The organism is Streptomyces sp. S4.7 (assembly GCF_010384365.1).
Taxonomy (GTDB): Bacteria; Actinomycetota; Actinomycetes; order Streptomycetales; family Streptomycetaceae; genus Streptomyces.
Map to the genome: position 1 here is coordinate 717,162 of NZ_CP048397.1, position 14,145 is coordinate 731,306.

Here is a 14,145-nt window from a genome sequence, read left to right on the forward strand (position 1 = left end):
CTCCCCCGTCAGACGATCGGGTCGTGGACGGTGACGAGCTTGGTTCCGTCGGGGAAGGTGGCCTCCACCTGCACGTCGTGGATCATCTCGGGGATGCCCTCCATGACGTCGTCACGGGTGAGCACCTTGCGTCCGGACGCCATGAGTTCGGCGACGGTACGGCCTTCCCTGGCGCCTTCGAGGAGGTGCGAGGTGATCAGGGCGACCGCCTCGGGGTGGTTGAGACGCAGCCCGCGCGCCAGCCGCCTGGTGGCCACGTCGGCGGCCACATGAATGAGCAGACGTTCCTGCTCGTGCGGGGTCAACTGCACGTTTCCACCTCACTGTTGCGGCCCGGTCCGGCGTGGAGCCTGTTGTTCACCCGCACCGATTCAACACTCTGTTGAACGCGAAACGGGGTCACACGGACAGACATCGCACGTTACGGCGGAAGTTTTTCCGGCAGGTTAACCGGCCCTTTGCGCGCCCATGGACATCAACCCGCGCAGGCCGTCCTGCAGGATCTCCACCGGGGCCTCGCCGAACAGCGCCTGCTGGGCCGCGAAGCCCTGCACCGCGGCGATCATCGTGCGGGCGACGTGCTCGGCCGGGACGTCGTCGCGCATCAGCCCCGCCGCCTGGTACGCCTCGACGACCTTCACCCAGGCGACGCGCACCGTGTCGTAGCCGGTCCGCAGCAGCGCCGCGAGCGACTCGTTGCGCAGGGTCTCCCCCCACACCTGGATGAGCAGGCGGGGCATCTCGATGCCGACGACGGCGCCCGGGACGGACTCCCCGCGCAGCACGCGCCCTATCACCTCGCCGACCAGCACGTCGGGCGGGTCGGGCGGGCTCTGGAGCGCGGCCTCCTCGAACGCCTGCCTGACGGAGTCGAGCACCTCGGTGACGATCGCCCCGATCAGCTCCTCCTTGCTGCCGAAGTAGCGGTAGACGGCGCCGGCGGAGAGGTCGACCTCGCGCAGGACGTCCTGCATGGACGTGGCGTGGAAGCCGTTGCGCGCGAAACAGCGCGCGGCACCGTCGAGGATCTGTCGCCTGCGGGCATCGAGGTGCTGTTGCGATACGCGTGCCATGCGAGCAACATAAAACGAACATTCCTTCTTGACAAGCTTCCGGTTCGCGGTGACAGTGACGGGACCAGAAAAACGAACGATCCTTCTTTTTAACGCCCCCTCCAGCGGACCGGAACGAGGACACGATGCCCACCACCCCCACCCGCCGCATGATCGGCGTCATGCTCCTGATCCCCCTGATCGCCGCGGTGGCGCTCGCGGCCTTCGCGTGGCCCGCCGCGCGCGTGGCCCCGCACGATCTGCCGGTCGGCGTCGCCGGGCCGGCCTCGGCGACGGCGCCGCTCCAGCGGGGATTCGAGCGGCGGCCGGACGCCTTCGACGTGCACCGGTACGAAGACGAGGCCGCCGCCCGCGCGGCGATCGAGGAACGGGACATCTACGGGGCCGTGGTCGCCACTGACGAAGGACCGCACCTGCTGACGGCGTCGGCGGCCGGCCCCGTGGTGGCCCAGTTGCTCAGGGAGGCCGTGACCGCGCAGGCACCGGCGGGCGTCCGGGTGCGCGTGACCGACGTGGTCGCGACGCCGCCGGGGGACGCGCGAGGCGGCGTGTTCGGCGCGAGCATGCTGCCGCTGTCCCTGGCGGGCGTCGCCACCGGCGCTCTGGTGAGCCTGCTCGCGCTGCGTGGAGTCCGCGCGCTGGGCGCGCTGTTCGGGGCGGCGGCCCTCGCGGGCCTCACCGCCACCGCCCTCGCCCACAGCTGGCTGGACGTGCTCGCCGGCGACTGGTGGGCGGAGGCAGGAGTGTTCGGGCTCGCCGTACTGGCCATCGGAGCGACCGTGGCCGGACTCTCCGCACTCCTGGGCCGGGCCGGGACCGGCGTCGGCGCCCTGCTGGTGGTGCTGCTCGGCAATCCGCTCTCGGGAGTGTCGAGCGCGCCCGAACTCCTGCCGGAGTCGGTCGGCATGATCGGCCGGTGGCTGCCGCCGGGCGCGAGCGGTTCACTGCTCCGCTCGGTAGCCTACTTCGACGGGAACGCGGCGGGGACGCCCGCGCTGACGCTCACGGTGTGGGCCGCGCTGGGCCTGACCGCGGTGCTGGTGGCAGCACGCCGCACAGCCGGGGCACCCGGGACACCGGCCCCGCCCGGCACCCCGACCCCCGCGCGGGAGTCCGCCCCGGCGGCCTGACCCGCCCCGCACATCACCACACCCACCCGGACCGCGATGCCCCACGCCGGGCGGGCCCCGGATCCCGTACGGCGGATCCACGGCGGACGCCCCAGGGGGCGCCCGGAACACGGCGCCGTCCGCCCGCGGGGCGGGGACCGCGGCGGCCGGTGCGGCGCATCGCGAGGCGGAGGACCGGCGTGATGGATGAACCCGCCGTACGCGGGCGAGGGCACCTCCCGCGCCCCCTCGGGGACTACGGGGGAGAGATACCGCGCCAGGCGTCGCAGGCCAGGCAGGACATTCCGGACACGCTCCACGGGGCGTCCGCCGTAGTGCATGGCGAGGCGGAGGCTCGGGCTCACGGACGGACCGGCCGCACCCGGCCGACTCCGACAGCGCGGTGAGGCACCGCACCGGGCGTTCCGGGCCCCGGGATCCGCCGGACGGGATCCGGCCCGCCCGGCATTCGACGTCGGGGCACGCGGCCCGCCCGGCGGACCGAGGGGGCGAACGGTCAGCGCCTCTTTGGCGGCTCGTGCTTCGCCACGATGCCGAAGTCCGCGCGTTCGCCCGAAGCGGACGTCACCGGCCTGATCGCGCTCACCGAGGCGATCACGCGCTCCTCGGCGGCAGCCGCCTCCTCGGACTTGAGGCTCTCCAGTCGTTCCAGGTCAGCGGCCGACACCAGGGCTACGAGCGGCTTGCCGTGACGCGTCACGACGACGTGTTCCTCGCCGTACACGACCCGGTTGATCAGGTCCGCGAGTTCCGCCCTCGCTTGCGTCACCGGAATTTCGTAAGCCATGCTCGCCATCTTACGTTCTGTACGTCCTGTACATTTTTCACAGACGGACGAGAGCCGCGTCCGGCACGCGAGGAGAGGCACACCATGAACCGTCCTTCCGCCCGCTACGTCCTGCCCGAGTTCACCGAGCGGACCTCCACCGGGACCCGGTCCCTCGACCCGTACTCCAAGCTGTTCGAAGGCCGGATCGTCTTCCTCGGCACGGCTCTGGACGACACCTCGGCGAACGACGTGATCGCCCAGCTCCTCCAGCTCGAATACTCGGCGCCCGACCAGGACATCGCCCTTTACATCAACTCCCCCGGCGGCTCCCTCAGCGCCATGTCCGCCGTGTACGACACGATGCAGGTCGTCGGCTGCGACGTGGCGACCACCTGTCTCGGCCAGGCGGTGTCGACCGCCGCCGTCCTGCTGGCCGCCGGGGCGCCCGGCAAGCGGATGGCACTGCCCGGCGCGCGCGTCGTGCTCCAGCAGCCGGGGATCGAGGAGCCCGTACGCGGCCAGCCGTCCGATCTCGCCATCCACGCCGAGGAGTTGCTGCGACTGCGAGCCCTGATGGCGAGCATGCTGGTGCGGCACACCGGCCGGAGCGCCGAGCGGATCGACAACGACATCGACCGGGACACCGTCTTCGACGCGACGGGCGCCGTGGAGTACGGCCTGGTGGACCAGGTCGCACAGGACCGCCGGGCGTCCCTCGGCCTCCACTCCCCCCGGTGAGCGCCCGATGCTGCCACCGGAACTGCCGCCGCTGCCCGCACTGACCCGCGCCGAGGGCGACTTCGTCGACAGCTATCTCCAGGTCGTCGACCTGGTGGGCCGGATCAACCCGTCACGGGGCGACGACACGTACGGCGCGCTGCGTGCCGCACAGGCCCTCGTCGCCAGGGCCGCCGAACTGCGCGACGCGCTGACGCTGATGCACGCCAGAGGCGAGCGGGAGTTGCACACGCCGACCCTGGACCGCGCGCTGCGGGTGCTCGACGGGGAGCGCAGGGCCGGGCGTGTCACCATGCCGCCCGGACCGGCGACTTGATACGGGCCCGGACCCGCGACACGACGCGAACCGGCGGCCCACCGCCCCGTACGGACGCGTCCGTACGGGAATCGCCCGCTCGTTCGGCGTATCGACGCGCCCGCCGCGATCAGGACGGCGACTCGCGAAGGGTGATCGGCCGTCCGGCCGAAGCACGGTGCTGCGTCGCAGGTACAGCGCGTGAGTGGTCATATCAGCCGTTCACCCAATCACCCATGGCGACCCAAATGGCTCAAAAGTGACGAGTATCACATACCGTCGTTTCGGCACGGATTTTCGCTGAGGCCGCGTCAAGATCCGTGGGACGACAAGCCCCCGCCACCTCGGCGGGGCGGTCCGGGTGGACGCCGAGTCCTGCCGCCGCTCCGGACGACTGGTCGACACGAGTGGATCGGCAGGAGTGGAGGACCCGAGCAGTTCGGGGCGTTCCGACACGGACCGCTCCTCGGGGTGAAGCCGCGCGAGCGGCCGGACATCTTCGCCTGTCCGAACCCGACAGGTCATCCTTCACAGGCGGCTGACGAAGGGTTGCGCATGTCCGCGCAGACGCATGTCCCGTCGCTGCTCTCCCGGGCCGGTACCGCATCGGTCCTCCTCGCCGCCGTCGGCGGCACGATGCTGGCGCCCGGCGCCGTGTCCGAGGCCCACGCCCAGCCCGCCGCCGCCAAGGCCCTCCATGTGGCCGCTTCCAAGAAGGGCGCGCCGTACAAGCACGGGGCGGCCGGTCCGCACCGGTTCGACTGCTCGGGCCTGACGGTGTTCTCGTACAAGAAGGCGGGCAAGTCGCTGCCGCGCACGGCGCAGCAGCAGTACAACAAGTCGCGCCGCATCCCGGCCTCCAGCCGCAAACGGGGCGACCTGGTCTTCTTCCACTACGGAAACAGCGTCTACCACGTCGGGATCTACGCCGGGGCCGGGAAGATCTGGCATTCGCCGAAGTCGGGCCAGGTGGTGCGGCTGGAGCGCATCTGGTCCAAGAGCGTCCGGTACGGCCGCGTCCGCTGACGCCGGGCGGGCGGTGCGCGGCCGGCGGTGGCCGGTGTGTTCGGCACGGCCGCCGGTCAGCCCTGCGCGGAGACCGTCCAGGGCAGGGTGATCCAGACCGTCTTGCCGCCGTCCGCGGTGGGGGTGACGGACAGTCGGCCGCCGTACTCGACGGTGAGCGCCCGGATGATGACCATGCCGCGGCCGTTGTCCTGCTGGACCGCGGCCGGGAGGCGGCGCGGCCACCGCGGATGGCTGTCGGTGACCCCGACACGCAGCTGTTCGTCGCGCTCCAGGGTGATGTCGACCGTGAAGGTCGGTGACCTCCCGAAGGTGTGCTGCACGGCGTTGGTCGCCAGCTCCGAGATGATCAGGCGAACCGTTTCGGCGGTCTCGGCGTCGCCGGGCAGACCCCACTCCGTGAGGACGCGCGCGACGTATCTGCGTGCCTCCGGAACCGAGGCGGGATCGCTCGGCAGGGTGACGGATGCTTCCTGATGGTCTGCCATGGCGACGCTGTCCCTTTCCAACCGGGACGCAGACCGACCTACGGCAGATGCCCGCGAGTACGTCCCCGGATTGCGCTTCGCGACACACTGCCACCAACGGCGCCCGGCGCACGGGCGATCCGCCGGGATACGGCCCCGGTTGTCGCTCTAAGCGGTGAACCCTGCTACGCGCAAACGTATTTGAGCGGGCTCAAGTTTCCGGCCCCGGCGACCGAGGTGGGACACCCGCGGGCGGGAAGGGTGCGTCAGCCGGCCCGCCCCGCGGCCCCGGCGGGCGCGGTGGCGGCGATCGTCGCGAGAGCGGTGGCGACCTGCTGGTCCGTCAGGTCCGCGCGAGCCGTGAGCCGGATCCGGGAGATCCCGTCCGGCACCGACGGCGGCCGGAAGCAGCCCACCACCAGCCCCGCGGCCCGGCAGTCGGCGGCCCAGCGCACCGCCGCGTCCGGGGAGGGCGCCCGGACGGAGACGACGGCCGCGTCCGGGCGTACGGCGGTCAGCCCGGTCCCGGTCAGCCCTTGGTGCAGCGCGTGCGCCACCGCCCGTGCCCGCACCGCCAGCGACGGGTCCCCGCGCAGCAGCCGCAGGCTCGCGAGCGCGGCGCCCGCGGCGGCCGGCGCCAGACCGGTGTCGAAGATGAACGACCGTGCCGTGTTGACGAGTTGGTCGATGACCCGGGCCGGGCCCAGGACCGCGCCGCCCTGGCTGCCGAGCGACTTGGAGAGGGTGAGGGTGGCCACGGTCCCCGGGTCGCCCGCCAGACCCGCCGCGTGGACGGCGCCACGGCCGCCGTCGCCCAGCACTCCGAGACCGTGGGCGTCGTCCACGAGCAGGGCGGCCCCCCGAGCACGGCACACCTCGGCCAGCCGTGCGAGCGGCGCCGCGTCGCCGTCCACGGAGAACACCGAGTCGCTGACGGCCAGGGCCCGCGAACCCTCGTGCGCTCCGAGCGTCTTGTCCACGGCCTCCGGGTCCGCGTGCGGTACGACGACGGTCTCGGCGCGCGAGAGACGGCATCCGTCCACGATGGACGCGTGGTTGGCCGCGTCCGACACGACGAGCGAACCGCGCGCGGTCAGCGCGGTGAGGGCGGCGAGGTTCGCGGCGTACCCGGACGACAGGACGAGCGCGGCCTCGAAACCGCAGAACGCGGCCAGTTCGCGCTCCAGTTCGGCGTGCAGGGCGGTGCTTCCGGTGACCAGCCGGGAGCCGGTGGCGCCCGCGCCCCAGCGGCGCGCCGCGTCGGCCGCCGCGCCCGTCGTCACGGGGTGGTGCGTCAGCCCCAGGTAGTCGTTGCTCGCCAGGTCCAGCAGCGCCGAGCCGGCGGCGCGGGGCCGCAGCGTACGGACGAGACCGGAACGCTCGCGCCGGCGGGCCTCGTCGTCGATCCAGCCGAACGGATCCGGCGGAGTCGCCGGGGCGGGCGTGCCCGGCACGGGCGGCGGCTCGGTTGGCACGGCTCAGGTCCTTTTGTAGGCAGCCCACAGACCCTAACCGTGGTCGAACCCGGTTCGAGTGTGGTCATACACACACCTGAATGCACCTGTCTTGTAGGATTCATCCTTGGCCCCGAGGCCCGCCGTACGCCAGGATCGGCGCCATGGACCTGCTGAACACACTGGTGGAGAAGGGCCTTCGGCGCGAGCTGCCGTCGCGCGAAGAAGCGCTCGCCGTGCTGGCGACCTCCGACGACGATCTGCTCGACGTGGTGGCCGCGGCCGGGAAGGTGCGCCGCCAGTGGTTCGGGCGGCGGGTCAAACTCAACTACCTGGTCAACCTCAAGTCGGGGCTCTGTCCCGAGGACTGCTCGTACTGCTCCCAACGCCTGGGATCCAAGGCCGAGATCCTCAAGTACACCTGGCTCAAGCCCGACGAGGCGTCCAGGGCCGCCGCGGCCGGGGTGGCCGGCGGCGCCAAGCGGGTCTGTCTGGTCGCGAGCGGCCGGGGTCCGACGGACCGGGACGTCGACCGCGTCTCACAGACCATCGGCGCGATCAAGGAACAGAACGCCGACATCGAGGTCTGCGCGTGTCTCGGGCTGCTCTCGGAGGGGCAGGCGGAGCGGCTCAAGGCGGCGGGCGCCGACGCGTACAACCACAACCTGAACACGTCCGAGGCGACGTACGGCGACATCACCACCACCCACACCTACGCGGACCGGGTGGAGACGGTGCGGCACGCGCAGGGCGCGGGCCTGTCGGCCTGCTCCGGGCTGATCGCGGGTATGGGCGAGAGCGACGCCGACCTGGTGGACGTGGTCTTCGGACTGCGCGAGCTGGACCCGGACTCGGTCCCGGTCAACTTCCTCATCCCCTTCGAGGGCACGCCGCTGGCCGACGAGTGGAACCTGACCCCGCAGCGGGCGCTGCGCATCCTGGCGATGGTGCGGTTCGTCTGCCCCGACGTCGAAGTCAGGCTCGCCGGCGGGCGTGAGGTGCATCTGCGGACGATGCAGCCGCTCGCGCTGCACCTGGTCAACTCGATCTTCCTCGGTGACTACCTCACCAGCGAGGGCCAGGAGGGCAAGGCGGACCTGGACATGATCGCGGACGCCGGGTTCGAGGTGGAGGGCACCGACACGACGACGCTGCCCGGACACCGCGGCGGCGGCTGCGAGAGCCCGTGCGGCGGTACGCCGGCGGACGGCGCCGAACCCGCCGGCGCGGACGCCGCGTCCGCGCGGACGGACCTGGTGACCGTACGGCGGCGCGGCGCGGGTACGGACCTGGCGCCCAATGCCTGAGACCAAGGGCGGGGGCGCGCTGGATCCGGACTCGCTCCTGGCGCTGGACCGGGCCCATGTCTGGCATCCGTACGGCCCGATGCCCGGCCGCACCGACCCGCTGGTCGTGGAGTCCGCCTCCGGTGTACGGCTCCGCCTCGCCCGGCCGGCCGAGGGGCGGGACGAGCTGGTCGACGGCATGTCGTCCTGGTGGTCGGCGATCCACGGCTACAACCACCCGGTCCTCAACGAGGCGGCACACGGCCAGCTCGGACGGATGAGCCATGTGATGTTCGGCGGGCTCACCCATGAGCCGGCCGTCCGGCTGGCGGCCCGGCTGGTGGAGATCACCCCCGAACCGCTGCGGCACGTCTTCCTCGCCGACTCGGGTTCGGTGTCGGTGGAGGTCGCCGTCAAGATGTGCCTCCAGTACTGGCGTTCGCTGGGCCGCCCGGCCAAGTCGCGTCTGCTGACGTGGCGCGGCGGCTACCACGGGGACACCTGGCAGCCCATGTCGGTGTGCGACCCCGACGGCGGTATGCACGGGCTCTGGTCGGGTGTGCTGCCGCGCCAGATCTTCGCCGACGCGCCGCCGGCCGACTTCGAGCCGTACGACGAGGCCTACGCGGACCGTCTGCGCGCGCTCGTCGCCCGGCACGCGGACGAGCTGGCCGCCGTGATCGTGGAGCCGGTGGTGCAGGGCGCGGGCGGTATGCGCTTCCACTCCCCCGACTACCTACGGGTACTGCGCGAGGTCTGCGACGATTACGGCGTGCTGCTGGTCCTCGACGAGATCGCGACGGGCTTCGGCCGCACGGGCGCGCTGTTCGCCGCGGAGCACGCGGGCGTCTCCCCCGATGTGATGTGTGTGGGCAAGGCTCTGACCGGTGGTTATCTGACGATGGCCGCGACGTTGTGCACTTCGGCGGTGGCGCAGGGCATCTCGCGCGGCGAGGTGCCCGTCCTGGCCCACGGGCCCACTTTCATGGGCAACCCGCTGGCCTCGGCCGTGGCGTGCGCCTCGATCGATCTGCTCCTCGGCCAGGACTGGCAGGGCGAGGTCAAACGGATCGGGGCGGGGCTGCGCGACGGACTCGCCGAGACGGCGTCCCTGCCCGGCGTGAAGGACGTGCGCGTGCTCGGCGCGATCGGTGTCGTACAACTGGACCGCGAGGTGGACATGGCGTCGGCGACACGCGCGGCGGTGCGCGAGGGCGTGTGGCTGCGGCCGTTCCGCGATCTCGTGTACACGATGCCGCCGTACGTCACGGACGACGACGACATCGCCCGGATCTGCCGCGCGGTGGCGGCCGCGGCACGGGAGGCCTGAGATGCCGGTACTGATCGTCTCCGGGACCGGGACGGAGATCGGCAAGACCGTCGTCACGGCGGCCGTGGCCGCGACCGCGCTGGCCCGGGACCTCGATGTCGCGGTGCTGAAGCCCGCACAGACCGGTGTCGGCTCGGACGAGCCGGGCGACGTGGACGAGGTCATACGCCTCGCGGGCGGCGTCACGACGGTCGAACTGGCCCGGTTTCCCGAGCCGTTGGCGCCCGCCACGGCGGCCCGGCGCGCGGGTGCGCCGCCGGTGCGGCCCCACGAGATCGCCGAGACGGCCGGGAAACTGGCCACCGAGCACGACCTGGTGCTGGTCGAGGGCGCGGGCGGGCTGCTCGTACGGTTCGACGAGGAGGGCGGCACGCTCGCGGACGCCGCCCGGCTGCTGGCGGCCCCCGTGCTGGTGGTGGCGCCCGCCGGGCTGGGCACGCTCAACACGACCGCGCTGACCGCCGAGGCGCTGAGGGCGCGCGGTCTGGCGGCGCTGGGGCTGGTGATCGGGAGCTGGCCGGCCGTGCCGGATCTGGCGGCGCGCTGCAATCTGGCCGATCTGCCGGACGTGGCGGGTGCCCCGCTGCTCGGGGCCGTACCGCACGGCGCGGGCGCGCTCACCCCGGCCCGGTTCCGCCGGAGCGCGGCCGACTGGCTGGCTCCGGCGCTCGGCGGGGGCTGGGACGTGGCGCGTTTCACGGCGGACGCGGCGCCCGGTGCCCGGTCCCGTGCCGCGTGGGATGCGGGGACCGGGTCGGCCGAACGGTGACCAGATCCGGCCCATGAGCTGCTGAGCGCAGTCGTACGGGGAACAATCGCGGTGTCGCCCGTACGCCGGAGGAGACCCGCCCCATGCATCTGCGCAACCGCATGCCCCCGAAGGACTCCGTGCACCACCCGGTCTTCGCGCGCTTCTACGCGCGGATGAGCGTCGCCGCCGACACCAGGGGCGGCGTCGCGGCCCTGCGCGCGGAGCTGCTTGACGGTCTGTCGGGGCGGGTGTTGGAGATCGGCGCGGGCAACGGGCTGAACTTCGCGCACTACCCGGCGGCCGTCTCCGAGGTCGTGGCGATCGAGCCGGAGCGCGCTCTGCGGCAGCTGGCGGTGAGGGCGGCGACGCGTGCCGAGGTCTCGGTGGACGTGCTGCCCGGCACGGCGGAGGCGCTGCCGGTCGAGGACGAGGGTTTCGACGCGGCCGTCGTCTCGCTGGTGCTGTGCACGGTACGGGATGTGCAAGGGGCGCTCGCCGAGGTCCGCAGGGTTCTGCGGCCGGGCGGTGAGCTGCGCTTCCTCGAACACGGGCTGGCGCGGGAGCGTGGTCTGGCGACAGTGCAGAAAGCGCTCCAGCACACGGTGTGGCCGGCGCTCTTCGGTGGCTGCCATCCGGCACGGGACCCGCTCGCCGCGATCCGGGACGCGGGATTCGAGTCCGGCACGCACCGCTCCCTGCGGGTGCCGGATCCCGGCCCGCGGACGCCGACCTCACCGTGCGTACTCGGCGTGGCGTACCGACCGCGGGCGGACCTGGTCTGACAGGGCGTGGGCCCGGCCGGACGACGTCAGTGGCTCACAGACTCCAGCCGCGCAGTTCCTCGGCGATGGCGCGTACGTCGGCTCTGCCGTCCTTGACGAGCTTGGCCAGGTCCCTGACCTGCTCGGGCGAGGTGACGACCTTCAGGCCGCTCGCGACGAGGTAGCCGTACGCGACGGCCGAGGCGTACATGGCGTTCGACCGTTCCAGCGCGGGGACGTGCAGAAGGGTCTGCAGGAGGGCCGCCGCGCGGCTGTGGGGGTCGGTGTAGACGGGGGTGCCGAATATCTCGGCCTCGTGCCGGCTGACGGCGGCCACGAGCGCGCCCCAGTCGGTGACTTGCGGATCGCCGGGCATCTTGCTCTCGGCGACCATGAGCAGCCATGACAGATCGATCCGTAACGTGAGGTTGGCATGTGACGGTGTGTCAGGAGAATCGGCGTTTTCCATGGAAGCAGCTGTCTCACTAGGGGGCGAAGGCGGGGAGTTCCCGATGATCAGTATCCCCGACCTGGATGAGCAGTGCGGTGATGTTGTCCTGCCCGCCCGCGTCCATGGCGTACCCGATCAGCGCTCGCGCGTCCTCAAGAAGGCTGTGGTCACGTGGCGTTGAGTACCCGCGCCGGGCGAGTACGGCGCGTGGTCCGTCGGCCCCGGGCAGATGGCGCGTCAACCCGTCCGTGCACAGGAGCAGTCGGCCCGGCCCCGGTGGGCGGTAGCTCCGGACGCGCGCGACCGGTTCGCCGGCGTCGGCGCCCAGCCAGGCCGTCAGGGCGTCGTGCCGGCCCGAGTCGTCCTCGGTCATCGCCACGCACGTGCCGTCGTCGGGCAGCCAGTACGCGCGGCTGTCGCCGATCCACGCGCACCAGATGCCCTCGGGGCCGGCGATGCCCGCGACGTACGTACAGGCCGGGGCCTCGTCGACCGAGGCGGCCAGGGCGCCGACGGCCCGGCCCGCGCGGGCGGCGGCGTCCACGAGGACGGTCTCCGGCAGCGTTCCCTGCCGCAGTCCCGCTTCCACACGGGCCGCTCCGACATCGGCCGCGACCCGTGCGGCCCGCTCCGCGCGGGGCGACATGGACACCCCGTCGCACACGACGCCGATCGTCCAGGCACCGGTCGCGGTCAGCGCCATGGCGTCCGCGTTGACGCCGCGGCGCTTGCCGCGGTCGCTGACGCCGGCGGCGCGGGCGAGGGTGGTCTCTATGTGCGAACGGTAGGCGGGCTGGGCGCCGCCGCAGTCCCAGCAGTGGCCGTCGGGGGCGACGGTCCCGCCGCAGACGGCGCAGACGGGTGGTTCAGGTGTTCCGGTCATCGGCCGCGAATCCTGCCGGACCGGGACCGGGTCTCAGCGTGCGCCGTCGAGGCCCTTGCCCCGCCGCGCGCCCCGGTCGGTGCCGACGGTCTCCGTGTCGAACTCCTCCGCGAACACCGACTCGTACTGCTTCATGAAGTCGGCGGCGGATTCGACGAAGGTCTTTCCGATTTCACCCGCGTCCTGCTTCACGAGTTCCTCGATGTAGCGGTTCACACTCATCCCGCGCCGACCCGCCTGCCGCCGGGCGGCCTCCGCGGTGGTCTCGTCCACGCGTACGTTCAACTGAGTCTTCGCCACCCCAACAAGCTAGCGCGTGGACGCTAGCGTCGGCAAGTGGGCGGTCGGCGGCGCGGACCAGGCGGGGAACGAGGAACCCGGGAACGAGAGGCCCGGGGACGACCACATCGCGGAATCCGTTCGACGGCGCGGGCGGCGCGGTGCTGAGATTGGTCCATGGACGTAGCCATGACGAACGGGTCCGGTACGGACGGCGAGCTGCGGATCAGGGCCGCGACGCGGGCCGATCTCGACGACGTGCTCGCCTTCTGGAAGATCGCGGCCGAGGGCACCAGCATCAGCGACGACCGCGAGGGGGTCGAGCGGCTGGTGGCCCGCGACCCCGGTGCGCTGATCGTCGCCGAGCGGGCCGGGGAGCTGTCCGGCACCGTGATCGCCGGGTTCGACGGATGGCGCTGCCATCTCTACCGGCTCGCCGTCCATCCGGACCGGCGGCGCCGGGGCATCGGGGCAGCGCTGCTCGGGGCCGCCGAGGAGCGCTTCGCCACGCTGGGCGGGCGGCGGGCCGACGCGATGGTGCTCGACCGCAACACTCTCGCGCACCGGGCGTGGGAGGCGTCCGGGTACGGCCCCCAGGAGCAGTGGCGGCGCTGGGTGAAACCGCTCGCCGGCTGACCGGCCCCGGGCCGTAAAACCGGTGGCGGCGGGCGGGTCGGCGCACCTACGATCCGCGCCATGCCGAGCGCCGACCGTCTCCTCGCCTTCGCGGCCATGTCGTTCCTGCTGATCGTCATTCCCGGCCCCGGCGTGCTCTTCGTGGTGGGACGGGCCCTCGCGCAGGGGCGCCGCGCCGCGCTGACCACGGTCGCGGGGAACGCACTGGGGGCCTACGTGCTGGTCGTGGGCGTGGCACTGGGGGTCGGGGCCGTCGTCGAGCGCTCCGTCGTCGCGTTCACGGCCCTGAAGCTGGTGGGCGCCGTGTATCTGATTCACCTGGGGATCAAGGCGGTACGTCAGCGTGGTTCGCTGCACGCGTCGTTCGATGCAGACGGTCCCGCGCGGAGCGATCTGCGCACCTTCTGGGGAGGGTTCGCCGTCGGTGTGGCCAACCCCAAGACCATCGTCTTCTTCGCCGCGGTGCTCCCCCAGTTCGTCGACCCCGGCAAGGGCCACGTCACGGGCCAGATGCTCCTGCTCGGCCTGGTCTTCAACGTCATCGCGGTGGTCTGCGACAGCGTGTGGGGGCTGGCCGCCGCCACCGCGCGGGGCTGGTTCGTCCGCTCGCCGCGCCGGCTCGCCATGGTCGGCGGGGCCGGCGGATTCGCCATGATCGGACTCGGCGTCACCGTCGCCACCACGGGGCACAAGGAGTAGGCCGGTGGGTGGCCGTCAACGGTTCCGATCGCGGCACTATGCTGTGCCGTTCGCTCAGGACATGACATAGGCGTCTTCACCGACAGCGGCGGATATCGCGCCGCTGACCGGCTCCTG

18 protein-coding genes and 1 riboswitch are annotated in these 14,145 nt (G+C 72.4%); of the genes, 10 read left to right on the forward strand and 8 right to left on the reverse strand.

The features are described from left to right. Positions 1-8: 8 nt before the first annotated feature. Positions 9-311, reverse strand: coding sequence for an urease subunit gamma (locus SSPS47_RS03115; RefSeq protein WP_164248536.1), 303 nt, complete (start codon positions 309-311; stop codon positions 9-11). 135 nt (positions 312-446) lie between these two features. Continuing rightward, positions 447-1,073 carry a TetR/AcrR family transcriptional regulator gene (locus tag SSPS47_RS03120; RefSeq protein ID WP_147875868.1) on the reverse strand — a complete coding sequence of 209 codons (627 nt, stop codon included), beginning with the start codon at positions 1,071-1,073 and terminating at the stop codon, positions 447-449. Between the two features lie 125 nt (positions 1,074-1,198). On the opposite strand from SSPS47_RS03120, the gene SSPS47_RS03125 reads away from it, so the two are divergent. Then, positions 1,199-2,203, forward strand: a complete 1,005-nt coding sequence (locus tag SSPS47_RS03125; protein ID WP_164248538.1) for an ABC transporter permease — start codon at positions 1,199-1,201, stop codon at positions 2,201-2,203. 496 nt (positions 2,204-2,699) lie between these two features. Here the strand turns inward: SSPS47_RS03125 and SSPS47_RS03130 are convergent, their stop codons facing one another. Beyond that, positions 2,700-2,990, reverse strand: coding sequence for a type II toxin-antitoxin system Phd/YefM family antitoxin (locus SSPS47_RS03130; RefSeq protein WP_164248540.1), 291 nt, complete (start codon positions 2,988-2,990; stop codon positions 2,700-2,702). An 84-nt stretch (positions 2,991-3,074) separates the two neighbouring features. Between SSPS47_RS03130 and SSPS47_RS03135 the strand changes: the two genes are divergently transcribed. The 3 genes from SSPS47_RS03135 to SSPS47_RS03145 all read left to right on the forward strand — a co-directional run bounded on the left by SSPS47_RS03135 (position 3,075) and on the right by SSPS47_RS03145 (position 5,031). Next, complete coding sequence (locus tag SSPS47_RS03135) at positions 3,075-3,710, forward strand: ATP-dependent Clp protease proteolytic subunit (RefSeq protein WP_164248542.1); 636 nt, start codon at positions 3,075-3,077, stop codon at positions 3,708-3,710. A gap of 7 nt (positions 3,711-3,717) precedes the next feature. Continuing rightward, entirely contained in the window at positions 3,718-4,026 is a 309-nt protein-coding gene (locus SSPS47_RS03140) for a hypothetical protein (RefSeq protein ID WP_147875883.1), read from the forward strand. A 348-nt stretch (positions 4,027-4,374) separates the two neighbouring features. Beyond that, a riboswitch (cyclic di-AMP (ydaO/yuaA leader) is annotated at positions 4,375-4,557 on the forward strand. 3 nt (positions 4,558-4,560) lie between these two features. After that, entirely contained in the window at positions 4,561-5,031 is a 471-nt protein-coding gene (locus tag SSPS47_RS03145) for a C40 family peptidase (RefSeq protein ID WP_164248544.1), read from the forward strand. A gap of 56 nt (positions 5,032-5,087) precedes the next feature. On the opposite strand, the gene SSPS47_RS03150 is transcribed toward SSPS47_RS03145, so the two are convergent. Beyond that, positions 5,088-5,519 carry an ATP-binding protein gene (locus SSPS47_RS03150; RefSeq protein ID WP_164248546.1) on the reverse strand — a complete coding sequence of 144 codons (432 nt, stop codon included), beginning with the start codon at positions 5,517-5,519 and terminating at the stop codon, positions 5,088-5,090. Positions 5,520-5,764: 245 nt separating this feature from the next. Then, positions 5,765-6,973 (reverse strand): 8-amino-7-oxononanoate synthase, encoded by a 1,209-nt coding sequence (locus SSPS47_RS03155; protein ID WP_239064753.1) that lies wholly within the window; start codon positions 6,971-6,973, stop codon positions 5,765-5,767. 143 nt (positions 6,974-7,116) lie between these two features. Between SSPS47_RS03155 and bioB the strand changes: the two genes are divergently transcribed. The 4 genes from bioB (at position 7,117) to SSPS47_RS03175 (ending at position 11,101) form a co-directional block, all read left to right on the forward strand. Beyond that, positions 7,117-8,259: a biotin synthase BioB gene (gene bioB, locus SSPS47_RS03160; protein WP_164248548.1), complete on the forward strand. Its 1,143-nt coding sequence runs from the start codon at positions 7,117-7,119 to the stop codon at positions 8,257-8,259. Then, positions 8,252-9,568: an adenosylmethionine--8-amino-7-oxononanoate transaminase gene (locus SSPS47_RS03165; protein ID WP_164248550.1), complete on the forward strand. Its 1,317-nt coding sequence runs from the start codon at positions 8,252-8,254 to the stop codon at positions 9,566-9,568. The genes bioB and SSPS47_RS03165 overlap by 8 nt, the downstream gene beginning before the upstream one ends. 1 nt (position 9,569) lies before the next feature. Then, positions 9,570-10,337, forward strand: a complete 768-nt coding sequence (bioD, locus tag SSPS47_RS03170) for a dethiobiotin synthase (protein ID WP_164248552.1) — start codon at positions 9,570-9,572, stop codon at positions 10,335-10,337. A gap of 83 nt (positions 10,338-10,420) precedes the next feature. Next, a complete protein-coding gene (locus tag SSPS47_RS03175) occupies positions 10,421-11,101 on the forward strand; it encodes a class I SAM-dependent methyltransferase (protein WP_164248554.1) in 681 nt (226 codons plus the stop codon). A 34-nt stretch (positions 11,102-11,135) separates the two neighbouring features. Here the strand turns inward: SSPS47_RS03175 and SSPS47_RS03180 are convergent, their stop codons facing one another. Genes SSPS47_RS03180 through SSPS47_RS03190 form a run of 3 tightly spaced genes read right to left on the reverse strand, consistent with a single transcriptional unit; the run spans position 11,136 to position 12,714 of the window. Beyond that, a complete protein-coding gene (locus SSPS47_RS03180; RefSeq protein WP_164248556.1) occupies positions 11,136-11,549 on the reverse strand; it encodes a fic family toxin-antitoxin system, toxin component in 414 nt (137 codons plus the stop codon). A 16-nt stretch (positions 11,550-11,565) separates the two neighbouring features. Continuing rightward, entirely contained in the window at positions 11,566-12,414 is an 849-nt protein-coding gene (locus SSPS47_RS03185; protein WP_164248558.1) for a protein phosphatase 2C domain-containing protein, read from the reverse strand. Positions 12,415-12,447: 33 nt separating this feature from the next. Continuing rightward, entirely contained in the window at positions 12,448-12,714 is a 267-nt protein-coding gene (locus SSPS47_RS03190; protein ID WP_164248560.1) for an antitoxin, read from the reverse strand. A gap of 168 nt (positions 12,715-12,882) precedes the next feature. Between SSPS47_RS03190 and SSPS47_RS03195 the strand changes: the two genes are divergently transcribed. Together SSPS47_RS03195 and SSPS47_RS03200 are read left to right on the forward strand one after the other, a co-directional pair. Continuing rightward, a complete protein-coding gene (locus SSPS47_RS03195; protein WP_164248562.1) occupies positions 12,883-13,329 on the forward strand; it encodes a GNAT family N-acetyltransferase in 447 nt (148 codons plus the stop codon). A gap of 60 nt (positions 13,330-13,389) precedes the next feature. Beyond that, entirely contained in the window at positions 13,390-14,028 is a 639-nt protein-coding gene (locus SSPS47_RS03200; protein WP_164248564.1) for a LysE family translocator, read from the forward strand. The last annotated feature ends 117 nt before the right edge of the window (positions 14,029-14,145 follow it).